The organism is Pseudomonas aeruginosa, assembly GCF_001457615.1.
GTDB classification, from domain to species: domain Bacteria; phylum Pseudomonadota; class Gammaproteobacteria; order Pseudomonadales; family Pseudomonadaceae; genus Pseudomonas; species Pseudomonas aeruginosa.
In genome coordinates this window covers 961,498-986,053 of record NZ_LN831024.1, presented here as the reverse complement: position 1 = coordinate 986,053, position 24,556 = coordinate 961,498, and the positions used below count along the sequence as shown (strand labels likewise).

Here is a 24,556-nt window from a genome sequence, read left to right as displayed (position 1 = left end):
ACACCACCGGGAAAACCGGGGTCGATAACAACAAGATTGAGGTGAAAAACCCATGTCCCTCGAACAAACCGGCCATGCGCCCGCAACTTCCGGGGTCGACTTCGAAAGCGTCGACGCCGACTACTTCCAACACCGTCAACTGAAGAAAGGCGCCGCCGGCTGGGTCCTGCTGGTCGGGCTCGGCGTCGCCTACGTGATCTCCGGCGACTACGCCGGCTGGAACTTCGGCCTGGCCCAGGGCGGCTGGGGCGGGATGTTCCTCGCCACCCTGCTGATGGCCACCATGTACCTGTGCATGTGCTTCTCGCTCGCCGAGCTGTCTTCGATGATCCCTACCGCCGGCGGCGGCTACGGCTTCGCCCGCAGCGCCTTCGGGCCCTGGGGCGGCTTCCTCACCGGCACCGCGATCCTCATCGAATACGCCATCGCCCCGGCGGCCATCGCCTGCTTCATCGGCGCCTACTGCGAGTCGCTGTTCGGCGTCGGCGGCTGGCTGATCTACCTGGTGTTCTACATCGTATTCATCGGCATCCACATCCTCGGCGCCGGCGAGGCGCTGAAGCTGATGTTCATCATCACCGCGGTGGCGGCCATCGCCCTCGGCGTGTTCATTGTCGCGATGGTTCCGCACTTCGACTCGGCCAACCTGTTCAACATCCCGCAGACCGCGGCGACCGGCGCCAGCAGCTTCCTGCCGTTCGGCTATGTCGGGGTCTGGGCGGCGATCCCCTACGCGATCTGGTTCTTCCTCGCCGTCGAAGGCGTGCCGCTGGCCGCCGAGGAAACCAAGAACCCCAAGCGCGACCTGCCGCGCGGACTGATCGGCGCCATGTTGGTGCTTCTCGCCTTCGCCGCACTGATTCTGGTCGTCGGTCCCGGGGCCGCCGGAGCCAAGGAGCTGATGGGTTCGGGCAATCCCCTGGTGGAAGCGCTGGAGTCGGCCTACAAGGGTTCGACCTGGATGAGCCAGTTCGTCAACCTGGTCGGCCTGGCCGGGCTGATCGCCAGCTTCTTCTCGATCATCTATGCCTACTCGCGGCAGATCTTCGCCCTCTCCCGCGCCGGCTACCTGCCGCGCAGCCTCTCGCTGACCAACCGCAAGAAGGCGCCGGTACTGGCCCTGGTGGTGCCGGGGGTGATCGGCTTCGGCCTGTCGCTGACCGGCCAGGGCGACCTGCTGATCCTGGTCGCGGTGTTCGGCGCGACCATCTCCTACGTGCTGATGATGGCCGCGCACATCACCCTGCGCATCCGCCGCCCGGACATGCAGCGCCCCTACCGCACCCCTGGCGGCATCCTCACCTCCGGCGTAGCCCTGGCGCTGGCCTGCGTCGCGGTGGTCGCCGGCTTCCTGGTCGACCCGCGGGTCGTGGTCGGCGCGGTGGCGATCTACGCTGTACTGATCGGCTACTTCGCCCTGTACAGTCGGCATCACCTGGTGTCCGGCACCCCGGAAGAAGAGTTCGCCGCGATCCAGGCGGCGGAACAGGACCTGCGCTGAGAGCGACAACGACAAAGCCCGGCCCGCCGCTGGCGAGGCCGGGCACTGGAGACACACATGGCACGTTTCACTCATAGCGTCGGCGGCGAAACCTACCGCTTCGACAGCCTCAAGGACGTGATGGCCAAGGCCAGCCCCGCGCGCTCCGGCGATTTCCTCGCCGGCGTCGCGGCGAGCAACGACGGCGAGCGGGTCGCCGCGCAGATGGCCCTGGCCGACATCCCGCTCAAACACTTCCTCGACGAGGCGCTGATTCCCTACGAGGACGACGAGGTCACCCGCCTGATCATCGACACCCACCAGCGCGACGCCTTCGCCCCGGTGTCCCATCTCACCGTCGGCGGCTTCCGCGACTGGCTGCTCGGCGACGCCGCCGACGAGGCCAGCCTGCGCGCCCTGGCTCCGGGCCTGACGCCGGAAATGGCAGCGGCGGTATCGAAGATCATGCGTGTCCAGGACCTGGTCCTGGTGGCGCAGAAGATCCGCGTGGTCACCCGCTTCCGCAACACCCTCGGCCTTCGCGGCCGGCTCTCCACCCGCCTGCAACCGAACCACCCGACCGACGACCCGGCCGGAATCGCCGCGAGCATCCTCGACGGCCTGCTGTTCGGCAATGGCGACGCGATGCTCGGGATCAATCCTGCCACCGACAGCATGGCCTCGATCTGCGCCCTGCTGGAGATGCTCGACGCGATCATCCAGCGCTACGAGATTCCCACCCAGGCCTGCGTGCTGACCCACGTCACCAGCTCCATCGAGGCGATCAACCGCGGCGTGCCGCTGGACCTGGTGTTCCAGTCGATCGCCGGCACCGAGGCGGCCAATGCCAGCTTCGGCATCAGCCTGAAGATCCTCCAGGAAGGCTACGAGGCCGGGCTCAGCCAGAAGCGCGGCACCCTAGGCAACAACCTGATGTACTTCGAGACCGGCCAGGGCAGCGCGCTCTCGGCCAACGCCCACCACGGCGTCGACCAGCAGACCTGCGAGACCCGCGCCTATGCGGTGGCTCGTCACTTCAAGCCGTTCCTGGTGAACACCGTGGTCGGCTTCATCGGTCCCGAGTACCTGTACAACGGCAAGCAGATCATCCGCGCCGGCCTGGAAGACCACTTCTGCGGCAAGCTGCTCGGCGTGCCGATGGGTTGCGACATCTGCTACACCAACCATGCCGAGGCCGACCAGGACGACATGGACATGCTCCTGACCCTGCTGGGCGTCGCCGGGATCAACTTCATCATGGGCATTCCCGGCTCCGACGACGTGATGCTCAACTACCAGACCACCTCCTTCCACGACGCCCTCTATGCGCGCCAGACGCTGGGCCTGAAGCCGGCGCCGGAATTCGAGGACTGGTTGCAGCGGATGGGAATCTTCACCCAGGCCGACGGGCGCATCCGCTTCGGTGACGAGTTACCGCCGGCGTTCCGCCAGGCCCTGGCGCAACTGGCCTGAGGAGATGCCGATGAACGACAAGCACCTGCCCGACGCCAGCGCCGAGAACCCCTGGCTGCCGCTGCGCCAGCTGACCCCCGCGCGGATCGCCCTGGGCCGCACCGGCACCAGCCTGCCGACCCGCCCGCAACTGGACTTCCAGTACGCCCACGCCCAGGCGCGCGACGCCGTGCACCTGCCCTTCGACCATGCGGCCATCAGCGACGGCCTGCGCCAGCGCGGCCGCGACAGCCTGCTGCTGCACAGCGCCGCCGCCGACCGCCACGTCTACCTGCAACGCCCGGACCTCGGCCGGCGCCTCGACGAGGCCTCGGTGCAACGCCTGCGCGAACACGCCGCCGGCTACGACGGGCAGATCGACCTGGCCATCGTGGTCGCCGACGGCCTCTCCGCGCTGGCCGTGCAGCGTCACACCCTGCCCTTCCTCGAACGCCTGGAGGAACAGGCGCTGGCCGAAGGCTGGTCGCTGTCGCCGGTGGTCCTGGTGGAACAGGGACGGGTGGCGGTGGCCGACGAGATCGGTGAATTGCTGCGGGCGAAGATGAGCGTGATCCTGATCGGCGAGCGTCCCGGCCTCAGCTCGCCGGACAGCCTCGGCCTGTACTTCACCTGGGCCCCGCGGGTCGGCCTCACCGACGCCTATCGCAACTGCATCTCCAACGTCCGCCTGGAAGGCCTCAGCTACGGCATGGCCGCGCACCGCCTGCTCTACCTGATGCGCGAGGCCTGCCGGCGGCAGCTTTCCGGGGTCAACCTGAAGGACGAGGCGGAGGTCCAGGCGCTGGACGGCGAGGCTCCGCGCACCGGCAACTTCCTCCTGGCGAGGGACTGAGCCTCCCGGCCGAAGGATGGGCCGGCGCGCGTCGCCCCTCCTTCGGCCGATTCAAACGTTCGCTTGGATTGCGCTTTCCAGGGAGATTGGGCAGCATCGAAGCGTTGCTGGCATGCAGCCTGCATCGTCCCGGCAGCCCCTTCCCGCAATGCGAGGCCCGTCATGCGAATCGTGCAAGCCACCCTCGAACACCTCGACCTGCTGGCGCCGCTGTTCGTCAAGTACCGCGAATTCTACGGCATGCTCTCCTACCCCGAGTCCTCGCGGAAATTCCTCGAGAAACGCCTGCGCCGCAAGGAATCGGTGATCTACCTGGCGCTGGCCGACGAAGAAGACCGGCTGCTCGGTTTCTGCCAGCTCTATCCGAGCTTCTCCTCGCTGTCGCTCAAGCGCGTCTGGATCCTCAACGACATCTACGTCGCCGAGGAGGCACGCCGGCAACTGGTCGCCGACCACCTGCTGCAACACGCCAAGCAGATGGCACGGGAAACCCATGCGGTGCGCATGCGTGTCTCCACCAGCGTCGACAACGAGGTAGCGCAGAAAGTCTACGAGTCGATCGGCTTCCGCGAAGACCAGGAGTTCAAGAACTACACCCTGCCGATCAGCGACGAACTAAGCTGAAGACAAAGGCACGGCACCTCCCAACCGATCGCTCAGAGCAGAGGCATCCATGGGTTCGCGCACCTGGCACTGGCCCGGCGTCCTGCTCGGCCTGCTCCTCGCCACGGCCGGCGCGCAGGCCGACACCCTGCGCGTGGCGACCCTCGACTGGGCGCCCTACGTCGGCCCCGACCTGCCGGGCAAAGGCCTCGCCAGCCGCATCCTAGACGAAGCCCTGGCCCTCGACGGGCACCGCGCCGAACTGGTGTTCCTGCCCTGGCAACGTGCCCTGAAGGAAGCCGCCGAGGGGCGCTTCGACGCCCTCATGCCGGCCTACCTGTCGCCCGAGCGGCGCGAACTGTTCCACGCCACCATCCCCCTGCTCGACTCGCAACTGGGCTTCTTCCGCCAGCGCGAGCGCCTGCTGCCGGTCAATCCCGCGCATCTGGAAAGCCTGCGTCCGTACCGCATCGGCGTGGTCCGCGGCTACGTCAACCGGGAGGATTTCGACGCCGACCGCAGCCTGACCAAGGACGCGGTGACCAACGACTGGCAGAACCTCGAGAAGCTCCTGCGCGGGCGTATCGACCTGGCCGTGGTCGATCGCTACACCGGCTACCACCTACTGGCGCGCAACGTGCCGGCGCTGAAGGATCGCCTGGTGTTCATCGAACCGCCGCTGGAGGTCAAGCCGCTCTATGTACTGGTGCCGAAAAGACACGCCCGCGGCGCCGCCCTTGCCGCCAGCCTCGACCGCAACCTGCGCCTGATGCGTCGCAGCGGCCGGCTGGAACAACTGATCGCCGAAGCGCACCTCGAACGCAGCGGGCAGACCCGCACGCTGGCCGTCGATCCGTTAACCGGCCAGGCCGACCAGCAGCGCAGCCCCGGCCAGGAGCAGGACCAGGGCCAGCACGCCCCGTTGCAACCGGCGTGGCGCAAAGACCCGCTGGGGATGCGCTAGCGGCTTCTGCAAGGCCAGCCAGAATTCCGACAACGCTTCGAAGCGCGCCTCCGGACGCGGCGCCAGTGCCCGCGCCAATACCCCATCCCAGCCGACCGGCAGATCCGCCTGACGCTCGCCCAGGGGCTCGTAGCGGCATCCGCCGTCGCTCTCCGGGCAGGCGATCGACGGCCAGCGACCACAGAGCAGCCAATAGAACAGCGCCGCCAGGGCGAACTGGTCGGCCCGGCCATCGAGCGCCTCGCCGCGACGCAACTCCGGCGCCAGCGGCACGCTGTCCGCAGGCAGCGCCTGGCGCGCCACCCCCGGCAGGATCGCCGCCGCCTCGGGGAGGAACAGCAGGCGCCCGCCCTCGTCCAGCAGGATCTGCCGCGGCGCCAGCCACAAGCCCTGTACGCCGCGCCGCTGCAAGGCGCGAACCGCATCGATAAGTTGCTCCAGGAGGACCAGCGCGCATTGCGGTTCCAGCGGCAGGTGCGCTGGCGCCCAATCCAGCAGGCTGCGCATCGGCCAGCGCGGCGGAGCGAACAACTGGAAGGCATGACGACGCAACCGGGGCGACGACAATACTCGCGGCAGGCTCTCCGCACGGCAGCGCCGCAATGCCCATTCGCGCTGCCAGAACGCTTCGTCGGCATCGACCGCCGCGAGCAGCAGCAACGCCTCGCGTCCTTGCTCGTCGCAGGCGCGGAATAGCCGCCCGGGCGGGCCGAACGCGCAAGCTGCCTGCAAGGTCCAGCCATCCACGCAGTCGCCGGGGCACGCCGCGCCCAGCGCTGGCCAGCCGGTATGCCGTGGCGCCGCCGGGGCGCGCTCGAGCGCCCCCGGCAAGACCAGCGCCACCGCCCCCGGCGCATGCAGCAACGGCTGCAGCACGCCCTCCAGGCGCCCCGTGGCCAGCCCCGCACAACGCTCTCCGAGGGCGCGCAGGTCGGCCACTTCGAGCAGCGGCTGGGGCGCCAGCAACAAGGGCTCGCCGGCCACCTGGGTCAGGTTGTGCTGGACCAGCGCCAGCTCCGCGCTGCTACCCAGCGGCTGGCCGCTCCCTCCCAGGCGCTGCAGGCTGCCCTGGCGATAACGCAGCAGGCCGACGGCGCCGCACTGGAGAAAGTGCACGCCTCCGGCATGGACCAGCAGCAACCCCGCCGCCAGCTCGAGCACGCCCGGCTCGCCTTCGCGGCGCCGGCGATAGAGCTGCATGTTCAGCGAAGCCAGGACCTGCCGCGCCGCCTGCGCTTCCGGCCAACCCTCGGGGGTACAGGCGTAGTCGGCGAACAGGGCGTCGAGATGGCCTTCGATGGCCTGCACCACGTTGGCGCAACCGCGTCCCCAGAGCAGCGCCAGGAGAAACGCCGGAGCCCGTCCGGGGCGAGGCGCGAGCCATTCGGCGCGAACCCGCGCGGCCTGCCCCGGGAGGTCGCGCCCGGCGCCCAGGGCGAGACTGAGCGGTGGCTGGGCAAAAGGCTGGAGTGTCATCGCACGCCCTTCCCTGCTAGAAATTTCTCCTGTTCTTGCAGACTTTATGCCGACCAATTTCGGAAAAATTACCGAAACATCCTGCAATCAGTGGTTTTGCCGGGATCGCGACAAACAGCCCCCCACCCATCCGGACGCCCCCCTATAATGGCGGCCCTCTGCCGCTCAACGCGTTGTCTCCGCAGGTTGCTCAATGGACTTCAACCCAATCGATCTGATTCTCCACCTGGATACCTACCTGGCCATGCTGGTCAGCAACTATGGCGTCTGGATCTACGCCATCCTGTTCCTGGTGATCTTCTGTGAAACCGGCCTGGTGGTGACTCCGTTCCTCCCCGGCGACTCGCTGCTGTTCATCGCCGGCGCCATCTGCGCCACCGGCGGCATGGACCCATGGCTGCTCGGCGGGCTGCTGATGGTCGCGGCGATCACCGGCGACAGCACCAACTACGTGATCGGCCGGACCCTCGGCAAGCGGCTGTTCAGCAACCCCGACTCGAAGGTATTCCGCCGCGACTACCTCGACCGCACCCATGAGTTCTACGAACGCCACGGCGGCAAGACCGTGACCCTGGCGCGCTTCCTGCCCATCGTGCGGACCTTCGCGCCCTTCGTCGCCGGCATGGCGAAGATGCACTACCCGCGCTTCGTCATGTTCAGCGTGGTCGGCACCGTGGCCTGGGTCGGCGGCCTGGTGACCCTGGGCTACTTCTTCGGCAACGTGCCGTTCATCAAGAAGAACCTGTCGCTGCTGGTGATCGGCATCATCCTGCTGTCGCTGCTGCCGATGATCCTCGGCTTCATTCGCCATCGCCTGCAGGCGAGCGCCGCCAAACAGGCCAAGGCCCAGAGCGACTGAGCATGTGGTCGTTCCGCGCCTGGCGGCGCCGGCGCCTGCTGGCACGCCACCCGGTGGCCGAAGAGTTCTGGCAGCGGGTACGCCGGCACCTGCCGATCCTCGACGGCCTGGACGCCGACGAGGACCGCCGCCTGCGCGAGCGGGCCGTGCTGTTTCTCGCCGACAAGCACCTGACCGCACTCGCCGGCGTCGATCTCGACGACTTCGGCCGCCTGCTGCTGGCGGCGCAGGCGCAACTGCCGCTGTTGCACCTGCCGGAGCTGAACTGGTACCAGGGCTTCCACGAGCTGGTGCTGTATCCCGATGATTTCGTCAGCCCGCAGAAACACCGCGACGCCAGCGGCGTAGTCCATGAGTTCGACGACGAACGCAGCGGCGAGACGTCCCTGCAAGGGCCGGTGGTCCTGGCCTGGCCCGGCGTCGTCGGCGGGGGTGGCTGGGATGCCTACAACCTGGTGATCCACGAACTGGCGCACAAGCTGGACATGCTCAACGGCGACGCCAACGGCCTGCCGCCGCTGCACGCCGGCATGCGCATCGGCGACTGGGCGAGCGCCATGCAGGCCGCCTACGACGAGATGAACGCCCTGCTCGACCGCGACCCCGACGCGCAGACCGCCATCGACCCCTATGCGGCGGAAGATCCGGCGGAGTTCTTCGCCGTTACCAGCGAGTATTTCTTCACCGCCCCGGATCTCCTCCACGAGGCCTATCCGGCGGTATACCGGCAGCTCCAGTTGTTCTACCGCCAGGACCCGCTGCAACGCCTGCGCCGCCTGCAGGCCGAGCATCCGGACTACCGCGAGGCGGCGGGCGACACGACTAACGGCTGAATGCCGGTACATGGCATCGACAACCGAATATGCCTATAATCGCGGCCTCTTTTTTGGCCAGAAACCTCTGGAGTCACCCATGAGCTACAGCAAGATCCCGGCCGGCAAGGACCTGCCGAACGACATCTACGTCGCTATCGAGATTCCGGCCAACCATGCGCCGATCAAGTACGAGATCGACAAGGACACCGACTGCCTGTTCGTCGACCGTTTCATGGCCACCCCGATGTTCTACCCGGCCAACTACGGCTTCATCCCGAACACTCTGGCCGACGACGGCGACCCGCTGGACGTGCTGGTGGTGACCCCCTATCCGGTCGCTCCCGGTTCGGTGATCCGCGCGCGCCCGGTTGGCGTCCTGCACATGACCGACGAGGCAGGCGGCGACGCCAAGCTGATCGCCGTGCCGCACGACAAGCTGAGCGTCCTGTACAAGGACGTGAAGGAATACACCGACCTGCCGGCCCTGCTGCTGGAACAGATCAAGCACTTCTTCGAGAACTACAAGGATCTCGAGAAAGGCAAGTGGGTCAAGGTCGAAGGCTGGGGCAACGCCGACGCCGCCCGCGCCGAGATCACCAAGGCCGTGGCCGCGTTCCAGAAGTAAGCGCGCCTCGCCGAAAAGAAGCCCCGCAGCCGCGGGGCTTTTTCATTCTCCCTCGCCGACCGCCAAGGTCGGTCTCGCCACCCCGCTCCGCTCAGTCGACCGTCGCCACGCTCTCCAACCGATATCCGTAGCCGTAGATGGTCAGCAACTGCCAACCGCGCTCGGCGGTCAGGCCAAGCTTGTTGCGCAGGCGATAGATGTGGGTATCCAGCGGCCGCGAGGACAACACTTCCTCGTGGGGCCAGAAGCGCTCGTAGAGATATTCCCGCGACAACGGCCGTCCCAGGTTGGCGAACAGGCAGCGGGCCAGGCGGTATTCGCGTTCGGTCAGGCTGATCGGCGCGCCGGCCCGGGTCACGGTCAGCTCGGCATCGTCGAAGCTGAGGTCGTTGAAAGTCTGCACCTCATGCTGCGCGGGACGCGTTCCCCCGTGGCGACGCAGCACGGCGGCTACCCGCGCCTTCAGTTCGTTGGGTCGGAACGGCTTGCTGACATAGTCGTCGGCGCCGCTGTTCAACGCTTGCACGATGTCCTGTTCGGCGTCACGGCTGGTCAGCATGATCGCCGGCGGCGGCGCATCCAGATGCTCGCGGCTCCAGCGCAGCAATTGCAGGCCGCTGAGGTCCGGCAACTGCCAGTCGAGGATCAGCAGGTCGAAGGTTTCCCGCTTGAGCTGCTTGAGCAGGTCCTCGCCACGGGCGAAACGGTGCACCGTCCAGGCCTGTTCGCCCTGCGCGGGTATCTGCTGCAAGGTCTGCTCGACCCGGTCCAGTTCGGCCGACTCGTCGTCCAGTATCGCGACACGCATAAAAGCTGGTCCTGTTCAATCGGGCTAACGCCCCTTTTTCGCTCCAGGAACGGCGAATTACGTACAAATCTGAAGAATTGTGACGAATCTCTCTGGTCGCGACCAGCCCTTGATAGCCTGATTCCAAATAGCCATTAAGCGGGACGAAGAGCCCGTGAGCCAGCGCCAGCCTGACCTATCAAGGAGTCGTAGCCATGGGTTTCCGGCCAGTTAGCCAACGTTTGCGTGACATCAACCTGCAGGCCCTCGGCAAGTTTTCCTGCCTTGCCCTGGTCCTCGGCCTGGAATCGGTAAGCCATCCGGCCGGCCCGGTCCAGGCCCCATCGTTCAGCCAGGGCACCGCCAGCCCGTCCTTCGCCACTCCGCTCGGCCTCGACGGCCCGGCCCGCGCCAGGGCCGAGATGTGGAACGTCGGCCTGTCCGGCGCCGTCAGCGTGCGTGACGAGTTGCGCTGGGTGTTTTGAACGCGACGAATCTGAAATAGCGCGGAAGAATCTGAAGAAATATGGCAAATCTCACAGCAGACAAATCGCGCTTGGTAGATTTCCAACCGCTGAGTAGGCCAAGGAGCAAATGGATTGCTCCGACACAGGGATGTGTAAACCCGCTCCGGCGGGCCGTGGAACGAGACCACTCGAACCACAGTCAGGGGTCGGTGACGGACGATCGCCCCAGGCAACCGAGCCAATCCCCCCAGGGCTGGCTTCGACACACGGATGTGTCATCTCCCCTTCCTTGTTCGAATCATCCCCTCCCGCTATCCGGACGCCTCGATCCGCGTCCCACCCTGGATCTGAAAAGGACCTCATCATGAAGCAATACGGAGCAGAGTTCTTCGGCACCTTCTGGCTGGTATTGGGCGGCTGCGGCAGCGCAGTACTCGCTGCCGGCGTACCGGAACTGGGAATCGGCTACCTCGGCGTGGCCCTGGCGTTCGGCCTCAGCGTGCTGACCATGGCCTATGCCATCGGCCCGATCTCCGGCGCACACCTGAACCCCGCGGTATCGGTAGGCCTGTGGGTCGGCGGGCGCTTCCCGGCCAGCCAACTGCTGCCCTATGTCGTCGCCCAGGTCCTCGGTGGCCTCGCCGCCGGCGGCGTGCTGTACCTGATCGCCAGCGGCAAGGCCGGCTTCGACCTGGCCGCCGGCTTCGCCTCCAACGGCTACGGCGAACACTCGCCGGGCGGCTACTCGTTGCAAGCCGCGCTGGTCAGCGAAGTGGTACTTACCGGCATGTTCCTGCTGATCATCCTCGGCGCCACCTCCAAGCGCGCGCCGCAGGGCTTCGCGCCGATCGCCATCGGCCTGACCCTGACCCTGATCCACCTGATCAGCATCCCGGTCACCAACACCTCGGTGAACCCGGCGCGCAGCACCGCGGTCGCCCTGTACGTCGGCGACTGGGCGGTTTCCCAGCTGTGGCTGTTCTGGGTCGCGCCGATTCTCGGTGCGGTACTCGGCGCCCTGGCCTATCGCCTGATCGGCGACAAGAACGACTGAACCGAAGCGCCTGGCCCAACCGCCAGGCGCTGCGGCCGAGGAAACGACAAGGGAGCCTGCGGGCTCCCGATGTCGTTGCAAGGATTGCGAAACCGGCGCCCGATCAGGCAGATTGCAGCCTGACCGGACCGCCAGCGATACCTGACCCGCCGCCCAGTGAAGCCTATGACAGCCCTCGCCCTTACTTCCCGATCCCTCTTTCCTGCTTGCGCCGCCCTGGCGCTGGGCGGACTGTTGACGCTGCTCGCCGGCTCCGTCGCGGCCGCGCCGGCCAAGACGAAACGGCCGCCGTTCATCGAGCAGGGCGAAACGTGCCTGCCCCAGCCGCTCCCCGCCAGCGTGCTCTATCTCGCCGGCGACGCCTGGAAGCTCGACGCCAAGGGCAACCAGACGCCCCTGGAAGAAGGCATGGACATCGACGAACTGGAAGGCGTCAAGACCTCTCCGACCGCCTTCGTCAGCCTGCTGCTCGGCGACGGCAGCCGCATCGTCCTGCCCTCCAGTTCGGAAGTCACCCTGCACCTCGACGAGGACACCGGCATTCCGCAGATCGCCCTGCGCGCGGGGCAGGTCGAGTCCTATGTCCTGAAGAGAAAGAGCGATCACGACCGCTTCCAGGTGCTGACCCCGGTCGGCGTACTGGGCGTGCGCGGTACCCACTTCCGCGCCCGCACCGAAGACGGCCAGGCGCTGACCGAAGTGCTCGACGGGCGCGTCGCGGTGAACCGCGAGCTGACCAGCGACGACCTGCCGCTCAACGGCAGGCGCCCGGCCCGCAAGGCGGCGCAGGCCGAGCCGGACGAGGACGTGCTGGTCGACGCCCGCCGCGGCCTGAAGGTCAAGCCGCAGGGCAAGCTGACGCCGGTGGACCTGCTACCCGCCCCGCAATTGCGCGGCCAGGGCGGCGAGCACGGCGAGTCGCCGGTTTGGAAGCTCTATCTTGCCCCGCTGCACGGCGCCAAGCGCTACCGTGCCCAGGTAGCCAGCGATCCGGACTTCCTGCGCATCCAGCAGGAGCGTTTCTCGAGCACCCCGGAAGTCAGTTTCAGCGGACTCAAGGCGGCCTTCTACCACGTCCGTCTCTCGGCCTTCGACAACGACGGCCTGGAGGGCGAGACCAGCGTCTACGACATTCTCTACTACCCGCGAGGCGGCAGTGCCCGATAGGGCGCCGGGGCCTCGCCGATGAAGGCGCTCGACCGCCAGGACGAGCCCAGCCAGGCGCAGCGGCTGTTCCGCGGCCTGGTGCGCGAATGGCTGCTGGTCAGCCTGCTGCTCCTTCCGCTCACCGCCCTGCTTTCGCTGAGCAGCGGCCTGCCGCTGAACAACCTGCTCTACGACCGCCTGCGCAACCTCACCCCGCTGGCCGTCGATCCGCGCATCCTCGTCGTCGCCATCGACGACCGTAGCCTGGAAAGCCTCGGTCGCTGGCCCTGGCCGCGCAGCATCCACGCCGAGCTGCTGGATCGCCTGGCCGCCGCCGGCGCACGCAGCGTACTGCTCGACGTGATCTTCAGCGAACCCTCCTCCAATCCGGACAGCGACCGCCAGTTGGCAAGATCGCTGTGCCGGGCCGGCAACGTCCTCCTGCCACTGCTGCGCGAAAGCGTGCCGCGCTACGGCGAACCGCCACGGGAGATACCGCCGACCGCGCCGCTGGCCGGCTGCGCCGCCGGCATCGGGCATATCAACGTCGAAGCGGACAGCGACGGCACGGTGCGCAGCGTCTACCTGCGCGAAGGACCGCTCGGCCAGCCGCGCCCGCTGCTCGCCTGGCAAGCATTCGCCGATGCCGGCGCCATGCCCATGCCCGGCCTCGACGACATGCGCAACCTGCCCGGCTGGCAGCGTGACCACGCCATCCGCATTCCCTTCATCGGTGCCGACGCGGGCTTCCCCAGCGTGCCCTACGTCAGCGTGTTGCGCGGCGAGGTGCCAGACAGCCTGCTGCGCGACCGCCTGGTCCTGGTCGGCGCCACCGCGCCGGGCCTCGGCGACCGCTATGTCACCCCGCTGTCGGCCAGCCTCGGCACCACGCCGGGGGTGGAGATCCAGGCCAACATCCTCAACGGGCTGTTGCAGCAGCGCACCGCCGTCGACCTGCAACCCTGGCTCGCCGCCCTGCTCTCCGCCGCCAGCGTAGCGCTGCTGCTCGGCCTGATGCTGTTCCGCTCGCGCCACGCCTTGCTCCTCACCCTGGCCTGCGCGGTCCTGGCCCTGGGTCTTTCCTGGGCGCTGCTGCTCAACGGCTGGTGGTGGTCGCCGCTGGCCAGCCTGGTCGGCCTGCTGCTGGCCTACCTGATCTGGAGCTGGCGCCGGCTGAACGCGGTGCTCGCCTACTTTGGCTGGGAACTGGCGCGTCTCGACCGCGAGCCCAAGGTGCTGCCCGAGCGGGCCAGCCCCCCGCGCGCCGGCAACGATCCATTGCAGAACCGCATCGCCGCCCTGGAGCAGGCGGTCAGCCGCACCCGCGACAGCCGGCGGTTCATGGCCGACGGCCTGGAAGGCCTGCCGGTGGCGACCCTGATCTGCGACCCGCAGGGGCAGATCCTGCTGGCCAACCGCAAGGCACGCGACCTGTTCGGCGGCGAGCTGCGCGGCGCCGAACTGCGCCAGTGCCTGGCCGAACTCGGCCATCCGAGCCTCGCCGGCGGCGCCCGCCCAACGCTGGAAACCCTGGAAGCCATCGAGTTCCGCGACCACCGGGAACGCGACCTGCGCCTCGACCTGGCGCGCCTGCTGCCGGTCGAAAGCGAAACCGCCATCGGCTGGCTGGTGAGCCTGATCGACCTGAGCGCCGAACGCGATGCCGAGCGCCAGCGAGCCACCCTCCTGCGCTTCCTCTCCCATGACCTGCGCGCGCCGCACTCGGCGATCCTCGCCCTGCTCGACGTCCGCCCCGCCGAGGACGAAGCCGGCCAGCAGGTCTACCGACAGATAGAGCAGCAGGTCCGTCGCGCCCTGGGCCTGACCGACGCCTTCGTGCAACTGGCCAAGGCCGAGTCCGACGCCTACCGCTTCGAAGCGTGCATGTTCACCATGTTGGCGATGGACGCCGCCGACCAGCTCTGGCCCCTCGCGCAACAGAAAGACATCGACCTGCGGCGCGACTGGGACGACGAGCAGGAACCGATGGTCTGGGCCGACCCCGGCCTGCTCACGCGCGCGCTGTTCAACCTGCTGGAGAATGCGGTCAAGTACAGCCCGGCGGGGACCGTCGTCAGCCTGAGCATCCGCCTCGAAGGCGACTGGCTGAGCTGCCGGATCGTCGATCAGGGCAAAGGTATCGCGGCCGCCGAACTACCGCGCCTGTTCAGCCAGTACCAGCGCTTCGCTTCCGCCGAGGGCAGCGCCGGCCTGGGCCTGGGGCTGGCCATGGTCAAGACGGTGATCGACCGGCACGGCGGCAGGATCGGTTGCCAGAGCCAGGTTGGCCAGGGCACCACTTTCGAGATTCGCCTTCCGCTGCTGAAAGGCGAGGAATAACCGCTACTGGCGGAAGTCGGGTCTTCCTCCAACTTGCATTGGTCTCGAAGTTCGGAAGATCCAGGCGGCCGGGCTATTCCGCTTCCCGTCTGTCGAAACGGCAACTGCCTTCCCTCGTGAAACTCCGCAGGGGGAATCGACTCGTCCCCAACATAGGCACCAGCGAGCGCGACATGGCCGCGTTCCCACAGCGGAACCAAGGCGCTGCGCCAGCTACAGGGCTGCCCTGGAAGTCTCAATAACTTCCATCTTTTAACGATAGTTCGTAGGAAGTTTCCCAACAATATAAGTAACTAATCTCAAAAAGAGCCCACTGGAAAAACCAGCCAATAACTCCCGGTAATCTACCGCGCTCATGCGATCCCCTACGCATAACAGCAAACGGCTCAACTTCCAGTGAAACCATGATCGACATAGACAGACTGAGCAAACGCTTTTCCGGCCGGACGGTGGTAAACGACTTGAGCTTCCGCATCGACCGGGGAGAGATCGTCGGTCTCCTCGGCCCAAACGGAGCGGGCAAGTCGACCACCCTGAAGATGCTTTCCGGCTTCCTCGCGCCGAGCGCCGGCAGCATACGCATCTTCGGCTTCGACATGCAGGACAAGGCGCGCCAGGCGCAGAAGCTGATCGGCTACCTGCCGGAGAACGCTCCCAGCTACGGAGAAATGACGGTCGAGGGCTTTCTCGCCTTCGTCGCGTCCATCCGCGACTACAGCGGACGGGAAAAACGTCGGCGCATCGACAGCGCCATGGACTGCATGGAGCTGCGGGATGAGCGCAGGAGCATCATCGAAACCCTGTCCAAGGGCTTCAAGCGTCGCGTCGCGCTGGCCCAGGCGATCCTCCACGATCCCGAGCTGCTCCTGCTCGACGAGCCCACCGACGGCCTCGACCCGAACCAGAAGCACCAGGTCCGGCAACTGGTGAAGAACCTCTCGGAAAGCAAGATCGTGGTGATTTCCACGCACATCCTCGAGGAAGTCTCGTTCATGTGCAGCCGCGCCCTGGTGATCAACGGCGGCCGCTTGCTGGCCGACAACACCCCGGGCGAACTCAGGACCCGCAGCCGCTACCACCATGCCGTCAGCCTCAGCATCGAAGCACCGGTAGACCCGCTGGCCATCGCCATGCTCCCCGGCGTCGCCGGTATAGAAGGATGCCCCGACCGGGCCGGCACCCTGACCATCCTGGCCCGCCCCGGCGCGCAGATCCTTCCCGCGCTCAACCGCCTGATCCACGGCAGCGGCTGGCGGGTATCCGGGGTGCGTACCGAACACGGCCAACTGGAAGAAGTGTTCCGCCAACTGACCCGAGAAACCCCCGCATGACCGCCATCGGCACCATTTTTAGACGCGAGCTGGGCAGCTATTTCGCCACGCCGCTCGCCTATGTGTTCACCCTGATCTTCCTCGTCCTCTCTGGCGTGGCCACCTTCTACCTGGGCGACTTCTTCGAGCGCGGCCAGGCCGACCTGGCGCCGTTCTTTTCCAGCCTGCCCTGGCTCTACCTCCTGCTGATCCCCGCGCTGGCCATGCGCCTGTGGGCCGAGGAGCGCAAGTCCGGCTCCATCGAGATGCTGATGACCCTGCCCGTCTCCCGCGCCACCCTGGTCACCGGCAAGTTCCTGGCGGCCTGGTTCTGCGCCGGGCTGGCGTTGCTGCTGACCTTCCCGATGCCGCTGACGGTGAACTACCTCGGCTCGCCCGACAACGGCGCGATCATCGCCGGCTACCTGGCCGGCTGGCTGCTGTCCGGCGGCTACCTGGCCATCGGATCCTGCATGTCGGCGCTGGCGAAGAACCAGATCATCGCCTTTGCCCTGACCGTTCTCGTCTGCCTGCTGTTCGTCGGCGCCGGCACTCCCCACGTACAACAGGCGCTCTCCGGCTGGCTTCCGCAATGGCTGCTGGACGGCATTGCCTCGCTGAGCGTGCTGGTCCGTTTCGAGGCGCTCGGCCGGGGCGTGCTCGACGTCCGCGACCTGGCCTACTTCTGCAGCCTGATCGTCGCCTGGCTGGTCGCCACCACCATCGTCATCGACCTGAAAAAGGCAGCGTAGGAAACATCCATGAAACGAACCCTGTACTCGGGCGTCGGCCTGCTGCTGGTCGGCCTGCTGTTCCTCGCTTTCAACCTGCTGTCCAGCCTGCTGCTGCGCGACCAGCAGTTCGACCTCACCCAGCAGAAGCTCTACACCTTCAGCGCCGGCACCCAGGAAGTCCTCGACAGTCTCGACGAACCGCTCAACCTCTACCTGTTCTTTTCGAAAAGCCGCGCCAGTGACCTGCCCGCCCTGCGCAACTACGCCCGCCGCGTCGAGGAAGTGCTGGACCTCTATGCACGGCGGAGCCATGGCAATGTCCGATTGTTCGTGATCGATCCCCTGCCATTCTCCGACGACGAGGACCGTGCCGCGCGCTTCGGCCTGCAGGCGCCGCCCATCGGCCCGAATGGCGAAGCCATCTACTTTGGCCTGGCGGCCACCAACCCGACCGACGGCCTCCAGGTGATCCCGTTCTTCTCGCCGGAAGAAGAGCCGCTTCTGGAATACGATCTCAGCCGCCTGGTCCAGGCACTCGCACAGCGGGAACGCACGGTAGTCGGCCTGATGAGCTCGCTGCCGATGGCCGGGCAGGCGCCCACCGACGGGCAGCCGGGCAGCAGGCCCTGGGCGGTGATGGACAAGCTCTACCAACAGTTCGACATCCGCACCCTGGGGCTCGCTTCGACGGAAATCCCCGCCGAAGTCTCGGTGTTGATGCTGGTGCACCCCAGGCAATTGTCCGAACAGACCCAATACGCCATCGACCAGTTCGTCCTGCGCGGCGGCAAGCTGCTGGCCTTCGTCGACCCTCTGAGTCTCGCCGATGCAGACGGCGGGAAAAGCTCCGACCTGGCCCCGTTGCTGCGTTCCTGGGGCGTCCAGTTGCGGCCGGATACCCTGCTGGCGGATGCCTCGTTCGCCATGATCAAGCCCAACGCCGAACGTCGCCCGGAGCGCAATCCGACCTGGCTGCACCTCCCCGGCGACACGTTCCCCCACGACAACGTGCTGACCACCGGCCTGGAAAGCCTCAACCTCGCCAGCGTCGGCCTGCTCGAACCTCTCGGCGGAGCCTCGACGCGCTTCATTCCGTTGCTGCACAGCTCGGCGCACAGCATGCCGCTGTCGCTGGAGCGCTTCCGCCAATCCTCGACGGAGCAGCTCAACGCCACCCTGGTCCCGACCGGAGAACACTACGTGCTGGCCGCCAAGGTCGAGGGGCCGGCGACGAGTGCCTTCCCCGCGGACCGCGGGAAGCAAGGCGAAGGCCTGAGCGACAGCGCGAACATCCATGTGCTGTTGGTCGCCGATACGGACCTGCTGAGCAATCCGCTCTGGCTCCAGGAACAGCCCGGCCACAACGAGCCGCAGGTATGGGCGGACAACGACCTGTTCGTCGGCAATGCCCTCGACTATCTCTCCGGTTCGGACGCGCTGATCGACCTACGCTCGCGAGGCCATACGAAGCGCCCGTTCACCCGCGTGGAAGCGCTCCGACGCGAAGCCGGGATGCGCGCCCAGGAACAGCTCAACGCGCTGCAGCAGAGCCTCAACGACACCGACAAGAACCTGCGCACCTTGCAGCAATCGATGGACGCCGGCGACCAGGAGGTGACTCCGGAAATGGAAGCGACGCTGCGCCGCTTCATCGATGACAAATTGCGCATCCGCCAGCAACTGCGTCAATTGCAGTTCCAGCTGAATGCCGATGTCGAGCGCCTGGCGGAACAGGTGAAACTGGCCAATACGGTCCTGCTGCCGGCGCTCCTCACCCTGCTCCTCCTGCTGCATTGGAGCTGGCGCAGCATGCGCCGGAGGAGGGGCTGACATGCGCCTGGGTAGCATAGCGGGACTCGCTCTCGCCCTGGCGCTGTTCGCCGGAACCTTGGGCTGGCTCCACGAACGGCAGCAACCGTCCGCGCAACCGCCTGCGAGCCGCGCCTGGCTGCCAGGGCTGAAACCGCACCAGGTGACCGCGCTGTGCATCGCCACCCCCGGCCAACCGACGATCCGCGCCAGGCGCGATGGCAAGGACTGGACGCTCGCCAGCAAGGACGGCTATCCCGCCTCGGGGGAAACCATCCGGCAGCTGTTGCGCAGCCTGGCCGACGCGCGCCTGCTGGAGGAAAAGAGCGCCTCGCCGGAAAACCGCGAACGCATGGGACTCTCCGACCAGGGCAAGGGCCAGGCCAGCCGGATCACCCTGGAGCGCGGCGACGCGCCGCCGCTGGTCCTATTGCTGGGCAAGCGCACCTCGCAGGGCGGGCAGTTGGTCAGGCAGGCCGACGATGAGGGGGCCTGGCTGATCGACCGAACGGTCGGCCTGCCGGTCAACGACCTGGCCCTGCTCGACCCTCGGTTGACCGACCTGCCATTCGAACAGTTGCGCGAGCTGACCCTGTCCTATGGCAACGGTGTACGGCTGAACATTTCCCGAGCCAGCGAAAAGGACGATGGCATCCGCCTGCGACAGTTCCCATCCAGGCCACAGTTGATGGGCGAGGCGGAAGCCGAGCAGGCCGCACGCCTGTTCGCTGCGCTCAGGCTGCTGGAGGTCGCGCCGGCCAAGGCCTCGCGGCAAAAACCGCTGCTGACCTTCACGCTCAAGAGTTTCGCCGGCGGCACGCTGCAGGGCCAGCTTCTGGAACTGGAGCGCCAGTACTGGTTGCAACTGACCGACAGCAAGGGCTTCGCCGACGGGCAGGTCTCAGCCATCAAGGGTTGGCGCTACCGCGTGGAGGGTCTGAGTCCGGATACCGCTCCCGCGCCCCAGCTACCCAAGGCGTCGCCGGTGAAGAAAAGCAAGCCGGCCAAGCCCTCGTCGCCCAAGTGCTGAGCGCTCTCGCCAGGCGCCGCTCGCAGCCGGCGAAATAGAGCCCCGCGGGATGCTGGGCAGGACCGGCCGAGTTTGCTAGAGTAGCGCCTCCTTCACGAGCCCTCGGCTCGTCGATGCAGAATTCCTAAGGCAGGCGCGGCTTATCAGAAGTAAGCCAACCCCACCCCAGAAAAGCCAGCCACAAGCCGGCTTTTTTAATGCCTCCGCACAACCCCAGCCAATCACCGTTCTCTAGGCCTCCAGAAGCTTGCGGAACAGCCCGGCAAGTGTCGCCTGGCGCTCGAAGCCGATACCAGGCGATTGTGGCAATCCCGCCAATCCCGAGGAAAACGGCAGGGCACCGGCGAAATCGTCGAATGGCCGGAAAGCCGACGGCGTAGCCTCGGCCCAACCCAGGCGCAGGGCCGCCACCAGGTGCAGGCTGAACAGGTAGCCGGCGTGCGGGCGGAAGGCCGCGCGCGGCCAACCCCGGGGGCACAGGTGGTCGAGTATCGCCAGGTAGCCCGGCAGGCCATAGCAATGCACGGGGTCGAACACCAGCACGTCGCGCTCCCGCCGCAAGCCGCCATAGAGATCCAGCAAGCGAGCCTCGGCCAGGGAGAACAAGGCCTCGCCGGCACCGATGGGCCCCGGATAGATATCCGCCACTTCGGCCTGGGTAGGGAAATCGTGGGGGTCGCAGATGTCCTCGAACCACCACAACCCCAGCGGCGCCAGGGCTTTCGCTGCGTCGACCGCGCCCTCCGCGTCGTAGCGGTTCATCGCGTCGACCGCCAGCCGCGAAGCGTCGCCGAGAACCCGCAGCGCCCTGTCGATACGGCGCCGGTCCTGGTCCAGCCCGGCCGCGCCGATCTTGATCTTGGCGTGGGTGTAGCCGAGATCGACGAAGCGCCGCAGTTCCTCTTCCAGGCGTCCCAGGTCGTCGTGCGGATAGGGGTAGCCGCCGCCGGCGTAGACCGGTACGCGCTGCGGATAGTCTTCCGCCAGCCCCAGGCGTCGCGCCAGGAAGCGATGCAGCGGCAGGCCGGCGGCCTTGGCCGCGGCATCCCACAGCGCCATGTCCAGGGCGCCCACCGCGACGCAGCGTTCGCCGTGGCCGCCGGGCTTCTCGTCGCGCATCATCAGGTCCCAGGCACGCAACGGATCGATGCCACTGCCGTCGTCGCTCGCCAGGCTGTCCGCCGGAGCCCCCAGCAGGCGCGGGGCGAAACGCTCGCGGATCAGCCCGCCCTGGGCGTAGCGCCCTACCGAGGCGTGGCCGTAGCCGACCACACGCCGACCGTCGCGCACGGTATCGGTGAGCACCGCCACCAGGCTGGTGCTCAAACCACCGGTGGCAGCCGCCACGCCGGCGTAACGGGAAAGGGGAATACTGCGTTCCCGGACCTCCTGGATGCGCATCGCCTGTCGGCTCCTCCTCGCTGGACCTCTCTCCACCTTAGCCAAGGCCGCCGCCATGGTCGTCCCGATCGGTCGTAGCGACCTTCCGCCGATTTGCCCGGCCCCCGCCCCTCTGCTAGTGTCGCGGGGTTTTGTACACCTCGCCGAGACTCCCCCGATGGCCCGCAAGAAAACCCTCGATTTCGAACAGTCCCTCACCGAGCTGCAAACCCTGGTGGAACGCCTGGAAAGCGGCGAGCTGTCGCTGGAAGAGTCGCTGGGCGCCTTCGAGCAGGGCATCCGCCTGACCCGCGAATGCCAGACGTCGCTGAGCCAGGCCGAACAGAAGGTACAGATCCTCCTCGAACGCGACGGCGAGCTCAGCGAAGCGCCGTTCGATGCGGAAGGCGACGAGGCATGATCGCGGCCTACCAGGCGCGCTGCCAGGCGCGCGTCGATGCCGCCCTGGACGCCCTGTTCGTCGCTCCCCGCGAAGAACTGCAACGCCTCTACGAGGCCATGCGCTACAGCGTGATGAACGGTGGCAAGCGGGTTCGCCCGCTGCTCGCCTACGCCGCCTGCGAGGCCCTCGGCGGAGCGCCGCAGCGCGCCGACGCCGCGGCCTGCGCGGTGGAGCTGATCCATGCCTACTCGCTGGTCCACGACGACCTGCCGGCGATGGACGACGACGACCTGCGCCGTGGCCAGCCGACCACCCACCGGGCCTTCGACGAAGCCACCGCGATCCTCGCCGCCGACGGCTTGCAGGCGCTGGCCTTCGAAGTGCTCGCCGACACCCGGCGCAATCCGCAGGAACATGCCGTCTGTCTGGAAATGCTCACCCGCCTGGCGCGCGCCGCAGGCTCCGCCGGCATGGTCGGCGGCCAGGCGATCGACCTCGGCTCGGTCGGCGTGGCCCTCGACCAGGCGGCTCTGGAAGTCATGCACCGGCACAAGACCGGCGCGCTGATCGAAGCCAGCGTGCGCCTCGGCGCCCTCGCCAGCGGTCGCGCCGAGCCCGCCGCGCTGGCCGCCCTGGAGCGCTACGCCGAAGCGATCGGCCTGGCCTTCCAGGTGCAGGACGACATCCTCGACGTGGAAAGCGACACCGCCACCCTCGGCAAGACCCAGGGCAAGGACCAGGCGCACAACAAGCCGACCTATCCCGCCCTGCTCGGCCTGGAGGCCGCCAAAGGCTATGCCCTGGAGCTGCGCGACCTGGCCCTGGCCGCCCTCGACGGTTTTCCGCCGAGCGCCGACCCGCTGCGCCAACTGGCCCGCTACATCGTCGAGCGACGCAACTGACCGACGGGTCGTCGGAAGTCCCCGGCAAAGGTAGGGGCTCCCTTGCTTGGGCGCGGCCGGTGCATCAGGTAAACTGCTGGCCTCTCCGGATTGCATAACGACAGCCTGATGCCCAAGACGCTCCATGAGATTCCCCGCGAGCGCCCCGCCACGCCCCTGCTCGACCGCGCCTCTTCGCCGGCCGAACTGCGCCGGCTGGGCGAGGCGGACCTGGAAACCCTGGCCGACGAGCTGCGCCAGTACCTGCTGTATACCGTCGGCCAGACCGGCGGTCATTTCGGCGCCGGCCTCGGCGTGGTCGAGCTGACCATCGCCCTGCATTACGTCTTCGACACTCCGGACGACCGCCTGGTCTGGGACGTCGGCCACCAGGCCTATCCGCACAAGATCCTCACCGAACGCCGCGAGCTGATGGGCACCCTGCGCCAGAAGAACGGCCTGGCGGCCTTCCCGCGCCGCGCAGAGAGCGAGTACGACACCTTCGGCGTCGGCCACTCCAGCACCTCCATCAGCGCCGCCCTGGGCATGGCCATCGCCGCCCGCCTGCAAGGCAAGGAGCGTAAGTCGGTGGCCGTGATCGGCGACGGTGCGCTGACCGCCGGCATGGCCTTCGAGGCACTCAACCACGCCTCGGAAGTCGACGCCGACATGCTGGTGATCCTCAACGACAACGACATGTCGATCTCGCACAACGTCGGCGGGCTCTCCAACTACCTGGCGAAGATCCTCTCCAGCCGCACCTATAGCAGCATGCGCGAGGGCAGCAAGAAGGTGCTCTCGCGCCTGCCCGGGGCCTGGGAGATCGCCCGGCGCACCGAGGAATACGCCAAGGGCATGCTGGTCCCCGGCACCCTGTTCGAGGAGCTCGGCTGGAACTACATAGGCCCGATCGACGGCCACGACCTGCCGACCCTGGTGGCTACCCTGCGCAACATGCGCGACATGAAGGGCCCGCAGTTCCTCCATGTGGTGACCAAGAAAGGCAAGGGCTTCGCCCCGGCCGAACTGGATCCGATCGGCTACCACGCGATCACCAAGCTGGAAGCTCCCGGCAGTGCGCCGAAGAAGACCGGCGGACCCAAGTATTCCAGCGTCTTCGGCCAGTGGCTGTGCGACATGGCCGCCCAGGACGCGCGCCTGCTCGGCATCACCCCGGCGATGAAGGAAGGTTCCGACCTGGTGGCCTTCAGCGAACGTTATCCGGAACGCTACTTCGACGTCGCCATCGCCGAACAGCATGCCGTGACCCTGGCCGCCGGCATGGCCTGCGAGGGCATGAAGCCGGTGGTAGCGATCTACTCGACCTTCCTCCAGCGCGCCTACGACCAGTTGATCCATGACGTCGCCGTGCAGCACCTCGACGTGCTGTTCGCCATCGACCGCGCCGGCCTGGTCGGCGAGGACGGCCCGACCCACGCCGGTAGCTTCGACATCTCCTACCTGCGCTGCATCCCCGGCATGCTGGTGATGACCCCCAGCGACGAGGACGAGCTGCGCAAGCTGCTCACCACCGGCTACCTGTTCGATGGCCCGGCCGCGGTGCGCTATCCGCGCGGCAGCGGCCCCAACCATCCGATCGATCCGGACCTGCAACCGGTGGAGATCGGCAAGGGCGTGGTCCGTCGGCGCGGCGGCAGGGTCGCACTGCTGGTCTTCGGCGTGCAGTTGGCGGAGGCGATGAAGGTCGCCGAAAGCCTCGACGCCACGGTCGTCGACATGCGTTTCGTCAAACCCCTCGACGAAGCCCTGGTACGCGAACTGGCGGGCAGCCACGAACTGCTGGTGACCATCGAGGAAAACGCCGTGATGGGCGGCGCCGGCTCGGCGGTCGGCGAGTTCCTCGCCAGCGAGGGCCTCGAAGTCCCGCTGCTGCAACTGGGCCTGCCCGACTACTACGTCGAACACGCCAAGCCCAGCGAGATGCTCGCCGAATGCGGCCTGGATGCCGCGGGCATCGAAAAGGCGGTACGCCAGCGTCTCGACCGGCAATAGCGCCAAACCCAGCGACAACGGCGGATAACCGCGTTGCGGTTATTCGCCCTACCCCCCAATTGCCCGTAGGGCGAA

At 67.3% G+C, this 24,556-nt stretch carries 22 protein-coding genes; 19 read left to right on the top strand and 3 right to left on the bottom strand.

The annotated features are described in order from the left end of the window. Positions 1-52 precede the first annotated feature (52 nt). From eat to AT700_RS04585, 5 genes are all read left to right on the top strand, one after another. Positions 53-1,501: an ethanolamine permease gene (gene eat, locus AT700_RS04605; protein WP_031630475.1), complete on the top strand. Its 1,449-nt coding sequence runs from the start codon at positions 53-55 to the stop codon at positions 1,499-1,501. Between the two features lie 57 nt (positions 1,502-1,558). Then, positions 1,559-2,953: an ethanolamine ammonia-lyase subunit EutB gene (locus AT700_RS04600; protein ID WP_003093232.1), complete on the top strand. Its 1,395-nt coding sequence runs from the start codon at positions 1,559-1,561 to the stop codon at positions 2,951-2,953. A gap of 10 nt (positions 2,954-2,963) precedes the next feature. Further along, positions 2,964-3,785: an ethanolamine ammonia-lyase subunit EutC gene (gene eutC / locus AT700_RS04595; protein WP_003114907.1), complete on the top strand. Its 822-nt coding sequence runs from the start codon at positions 2,964-2,966 to the stop codon at positions 3,783-3,785. A 162-nt stretch (positions 3,786-3,947) separates the two neighbouring features. Continuing rightward, positions 3,948-4,409, top strand: coding sequence for a GNAT family N-acetyltransferase (locus tag AT700_RS04590; protein WP_003093235.1), 462 nt, complete (start codon positions 3,948-3,950; stop codon positions 4,407-4,409). 49 nt (positions 4,410-4,458) lie between these two features. Beyond that, positions 4,459-5,352 (top strand): substrate-binding periplasmic protein, encoded by an 894-nt coding sequence (locus AT700_RS04585; protein ID WP_003093237.1) that lies wholly within the window; start codon positions 4,459-4,461, stop codon positions 5,350-5,352. Here the strand turns inward: AT700_RS04585 and AT700_RS04580 are convergent. Further along, on the bottom strand, positions 5,245-6,828 hold the full coding sequence (locus AT700_RS04580) for a protein kinase (protein WP_004351627.1): 1,584 nt from the start codon (positions 6,826-6,828) through the stop codon (positions 5,245-5,247). The two genes, AT700_RS04585 and AT700_RS04580, sit on opposite strands and share 108 nt — an antisense overlap. Positions 6,829-7,021: 193 nt before the next feature. Between AT700_RS04580 and AT700_RS04575 the strand changes: the two genes are divergently transcribed. From AT700_RS04575 to ppa, 3 genes are all read left to right on the top strand, one after another. After that, positions 7,022-7,687, top strand: a complete 666-nt coding sequence (locus tag AT700_RS04575) for a DedA family protein (RefSeq protein ID WP_003093241.1) — start codon at positions 7,022-7,024, stop codon at positions 7,685-7,687. Between the two features lie 2 nt (positions 7,688-7,689). Further along, positions 7,690-8,520 (top strand): zinc-dependent peptidase, encoded by an 831-nt coding sequence (locus AT700_RS04570; protein WP_003102787.1) that lies wholly within the window; start codon positions 7,690-7,692, stop codon positions 8,518-8,520. Positions 8,521-8,599: 79 nt separating this feature from the next. Beyond that, a complete protein-coding gene (ppa, locus tag AT700_RS04565; protein WP_003093248.1) occupies positions 8,600-9,127 on the top strand; it encodes an inorganic diphosphatase in 528 nt (175 codons plus the stop codon). 91 nt (positions 9,128-9,218) lie between these two features. Here ppa and AT700_RS04560 read toward each other — a convergent pair whose 3' ends face one another. Beyond that, complete coding sequence (locus AT700_RS04560) at positions 9,219-9,935, bottom strand: response regulator transcription factor (protein ID WP_003093250.1); 717 nt, start codon at positions 9,933-9,935, stop codon at positions 9,219-9,221. Positions 9,936-10,129: 194 nt separating this feature from the next. Here AT700_RS04560 and mucE point away from each other — a divergent pair, with 194 nt between their 5' ends. From mucE to AT700_RS04520, 8 genes are all read left to right on the top strand, one after another. Then, positions 10,130-10,399: a mucoid induction factor MucE gene (gene mucE, locus AT700_RS04555; RefSeq protein WP_003093256.1), complete on the top strand. Its 270-nt coding sequence runs from the start codon at positions 10,130-10,132 to the stop codon at positions 10,397-10,399. A 346-nt stretch (positions 10,400-10,745) separates the two neighbouring features. Then, the gene (aqpZ, locus tag AT700_RS04550; RefSeq protein WP_003102790.1) at positions 10,746-11,435 is read left to right on the top strand and encodes an aquaporin Z; all 690 of its coding nucleotides are present in this window, start codon (positions 10,746-10,748) and stop codon (positions 11,433-11,435) included. A gap of 165 nt (positions 11,436-11,600) precedes the next feature. Continuing rightward, a complete protein-coding gene (locus tag AT700_RS04545) occupies positions 11,601-12,602 on the top strand; it encodes a FecR family protein (protein ID WP_003110517.1) in 1,002 nt (333 codons plus the stop codon). Positions 12,603-12,620: 18 nt separating this feature from the next. Further along, complete coding sequence (locus AT700_RS04540; RefSeq protein WP_048520791.1) at positions 12,621-14,921, top strand: CHASE2 domain-containing protein; 2,301 nt, start codon at positions 12,621-12,623, stop codon at positions 14,919-14,921. Between the two features lie 404 nt (positions 14,922-15,325). Next, positions 15,326-16,252 carry an ABC transporter ATP-binding protein gene (locus AT700_RS04535; RefSeq protein ID WP_003137646.1) on the top strand — a complete coding sequence of 309 codons (927 nt, stop codon included), beginning with the start codon at positions 15,326-15,328 and terminating at the stop codon, positions 16,250-16,252. Continuing rightward, on the top strand, positions 16,249-16,983 hold the full coding sequence (locus AT700_RS04530; protein ID WP_003093267.1) for an ABC transporter permease: 735 nt from the start codon (positions 16,249-16,251) through the stop codon (positions 16,981-16,983). Before AT700_RS04535 ends, AT700_RS04530 begins: the two co-directional genes overlap by 4 nt. A 9-nt stretch (positions 16,984-16,992) precedes the next feature. Then, complete coding sequence (locus AT700_RS04525) at positions 16,993-18,795, top strand: GldG family protein (protein ID WP_048520790.1); 1,803 nt, start codon at positions 16,993-16,995, stop codon at positions 18,793-18,795. A gap of 1 nt (position 18,796) precedes the next feature. Continuing rightward, entirely contained in the window at positions 18,797-19,804 is a 1,008-nt protein-coding gene (locus tag AT700_RS04520; RefSeq protein ID WP_048520789.1) for a DUF4340 domain-containing protein, read from the top strand. A 231-nt stretch (positions 19,805-20,035) separates the two neighbouring features. On the opposite strand, the gene AT700_RS04515 is transcribed toward AT700_RS04520, so the two are convergent. Then, positions 20,036-21,205, bottom strand: a complete 1,170-nt coding sequence (locus AT700_RS04515; protein ID WP_058207831.1) for a mandelate racemase/muconate lactonizing enzyme family protein — start codon at positions 21,203-21,205, stop codon at positions 20,036-20,038. Between the two features lie 157 nt (positions 21,206-21,362). On the opposite strand from AT700_RS04515, the gene AT700_RS04510 reads away from it, so the two are divergent. The 3 genes from AT700_RS04510 (at position 21,363) to dxs (ending at position 24,481) form a co-directional block, all read left to right on the top strand. Further along, entirely contained in the window at positions 21,363-21,605 is a 243-nt protein-coding gene (locus AT700_RS04510; RefSeq protein WP_003093283.1) for an exodeoxyribonuclease VII small subunit, read from the top strand. Next, entirely contained in the window at positions 21,602-22,489 is an 888-nt protein-coding gene (locus tag AT700_RS04505) for a polyprenyl synthetase family protein (RefSeq protein WP_003093289.1), read from the top strand. Before AT700_RS04510 ends, AT700_RS04505 begins: the two co-directional genes overlap by 4 nt. A 108-nt stretch (positions 22,490-22,597) precedes the next feature. Then, complete coding sequence (gene dxs / locus AT700_RS04500; RefSeq protein ID WP_003102816.1) at positions 22,598-24,481, top strand: 1-deoxy-D-xylulose-5-phosphate synthase; 1,884 nt, start codon at positions 22,598-22,600, stop codon at positions 24,479-24,481. Positions 24,482-24,556: the final 75 nt, after the last annotated feature.

Excerpts from the sequence above, each read along its gene's own strand:
- eat (WP_031630475.1), top strand. The coding sequence starts at position 53 with ATGTCCCTCGAACAAACCGGCCATGCGCCCGCAACTTCCGGGGTCGAC.
- AT700_RS04600 (WP_003093232.1), top strand. The coding sequence starts at position 1,559 with ATGGCACGTTTCACTCATAGCGTCGGCGGCGAAACCTACCGCTTCGAC.
- eutC (WP_003114907.1), top strand. The coding sequence starts at position 2,964 with ATGAACGACAAGCACCTGCCCGACGCCAGCGCCGAGAACCCCTGGCTG.
- AT700_RS04590 (WP_003093235.1), top strand. The coding sequence starts at position 3,948 with ATGCGAATCGTGCAAGCCACCCTCGAACACCTCGACCTGCTGGCGCCG.
- AT700_RS04585 (WP_003093237.1), top strand. The coding sequence starts at position 4,459 with ATGGGTTCGCGCACCTGGCACTGGCCCGGCGTCCTGCTCGGCCTGCTC.
- AT700_RS04580 (WP_004351627.1), bottom strand. The coding sequence starts at position 6,828 with ATGACACTCCAGCCTTTTGCCCAGCCACCGCTCAGTCTCGCCCTGGGC.
- AT700_RS04575 (WP_003093241.1), top strand. The coding sequence starts at position 7,022 with ATGGACTTCAACCCAATCGATCTGATTCTCCACCTGGATACCTACCTG.
- AT700_RS04570 (WP_003102787.1), top strand. The coding sequence starts at position 7,690 with ATGTGGTCGTTCCGCGCCTGGCGGCGCCGGCGCCTGCTGGCACGCCAC.
- ppa (WP_003093248.1), top strand. The coding sequence starts at position 8,600 with ATGAGCTACAGCAAGATCCCGGCCGGCAAGGACCTGCCGAACGACATC.
- AT700_RS04560 (WP_003093250.1), bottom strand. The coding sequence starts at position 9,935 with ATGCGTGTCGCGATACTGGACGACGAGTCGGCCGAACTGGACCGGGTC.
- mucE (WP_003093256.1), top strand. The coding sequence starts at position 10,130 with ATGGGTTTCCGGCCAGTTAGCCAACGTTTGCGTGACATCAACCTGCAG.
- aqpZ (WP_003102790.1), top strand. The coding sequence starts at position 10,746 with ATGAAGCAATACGGAGCAGAGTTCTTCGGCACCTTCTGGCTGGTATTG.
- AT700_RS04545 (WP_003110517.1), top strand. The coding sequence starts at position 11,601 with ATGACAGCCCTCGCCCTTACTTCCCGATCCCTCTTTCCTGCTTGCGCC.
- AT700_RS04540 (WP_048520791.1), top strand. The coding sequence starts at position 12,621 with ATGAAGGCGCTCGACCGCCAGGACGAGCCCAGCCAGGCGCAGCGGCTG.
- AT700_RS04535 (WP_003137646.1), top strand. The coding sequence starts at position 15,326 with ATGATCGACATAGACAGACTGAGCAAACGCTTTTCCGGCCGGACGGTG.
- AT700_RS04530 (WP_003093267.1), top strand. The coding sequence starts at position 16,249 with ATGACCGCCATCGGCACCATTTTTAGACGCGAGCTGGGCAGCTATTTC.
- AT700_RS04525 (WP_048520790.1), top strand. The coding sequence starts at position 16,993 with ATGAAACGAACCCTGTACTCGGGCGTCGGCCTGCTGCTGGTCGGCCTG.
- AT700_RS04520 (WP_048520789.1), top strand. The coding sequence starts at position 18,797 with ATGCGCCTGGGTAGCATAGCGGGACTCGCTCTCGCCCTGGCGCTGTTC.
- AT700_RS04515 (WP_058207831.1), bottom strand. The coding sequence starts at position 21,205 with ATGCGCATCCAGGAGGTCCGGGAACGCAGTATTCCCCTTTCCCGTTAC.
- AT700_RS04510 (WP_003093283.1), top strand. The coding sequence starts at position 21,363 with ATGGCCCGCAAGAAAACCCTCGATTTCGAACAGTCCCTCACCGAGCTG.
- AT700_RS04505 (WP_003093289.1), top strand. The coding sequence starts at position 21,602 with ATGATCGCGGCCTACCAGGCGCGCTGCCAGGCGCGCGTCGATGCCGCC.
- dxs (WP_003102816.1), top strand. The coding sequence starts at position 22,598 with ATGCCCAAGACGCTCCATGAGATTCCCCGCGAGCGCCCCGCCACGCCC.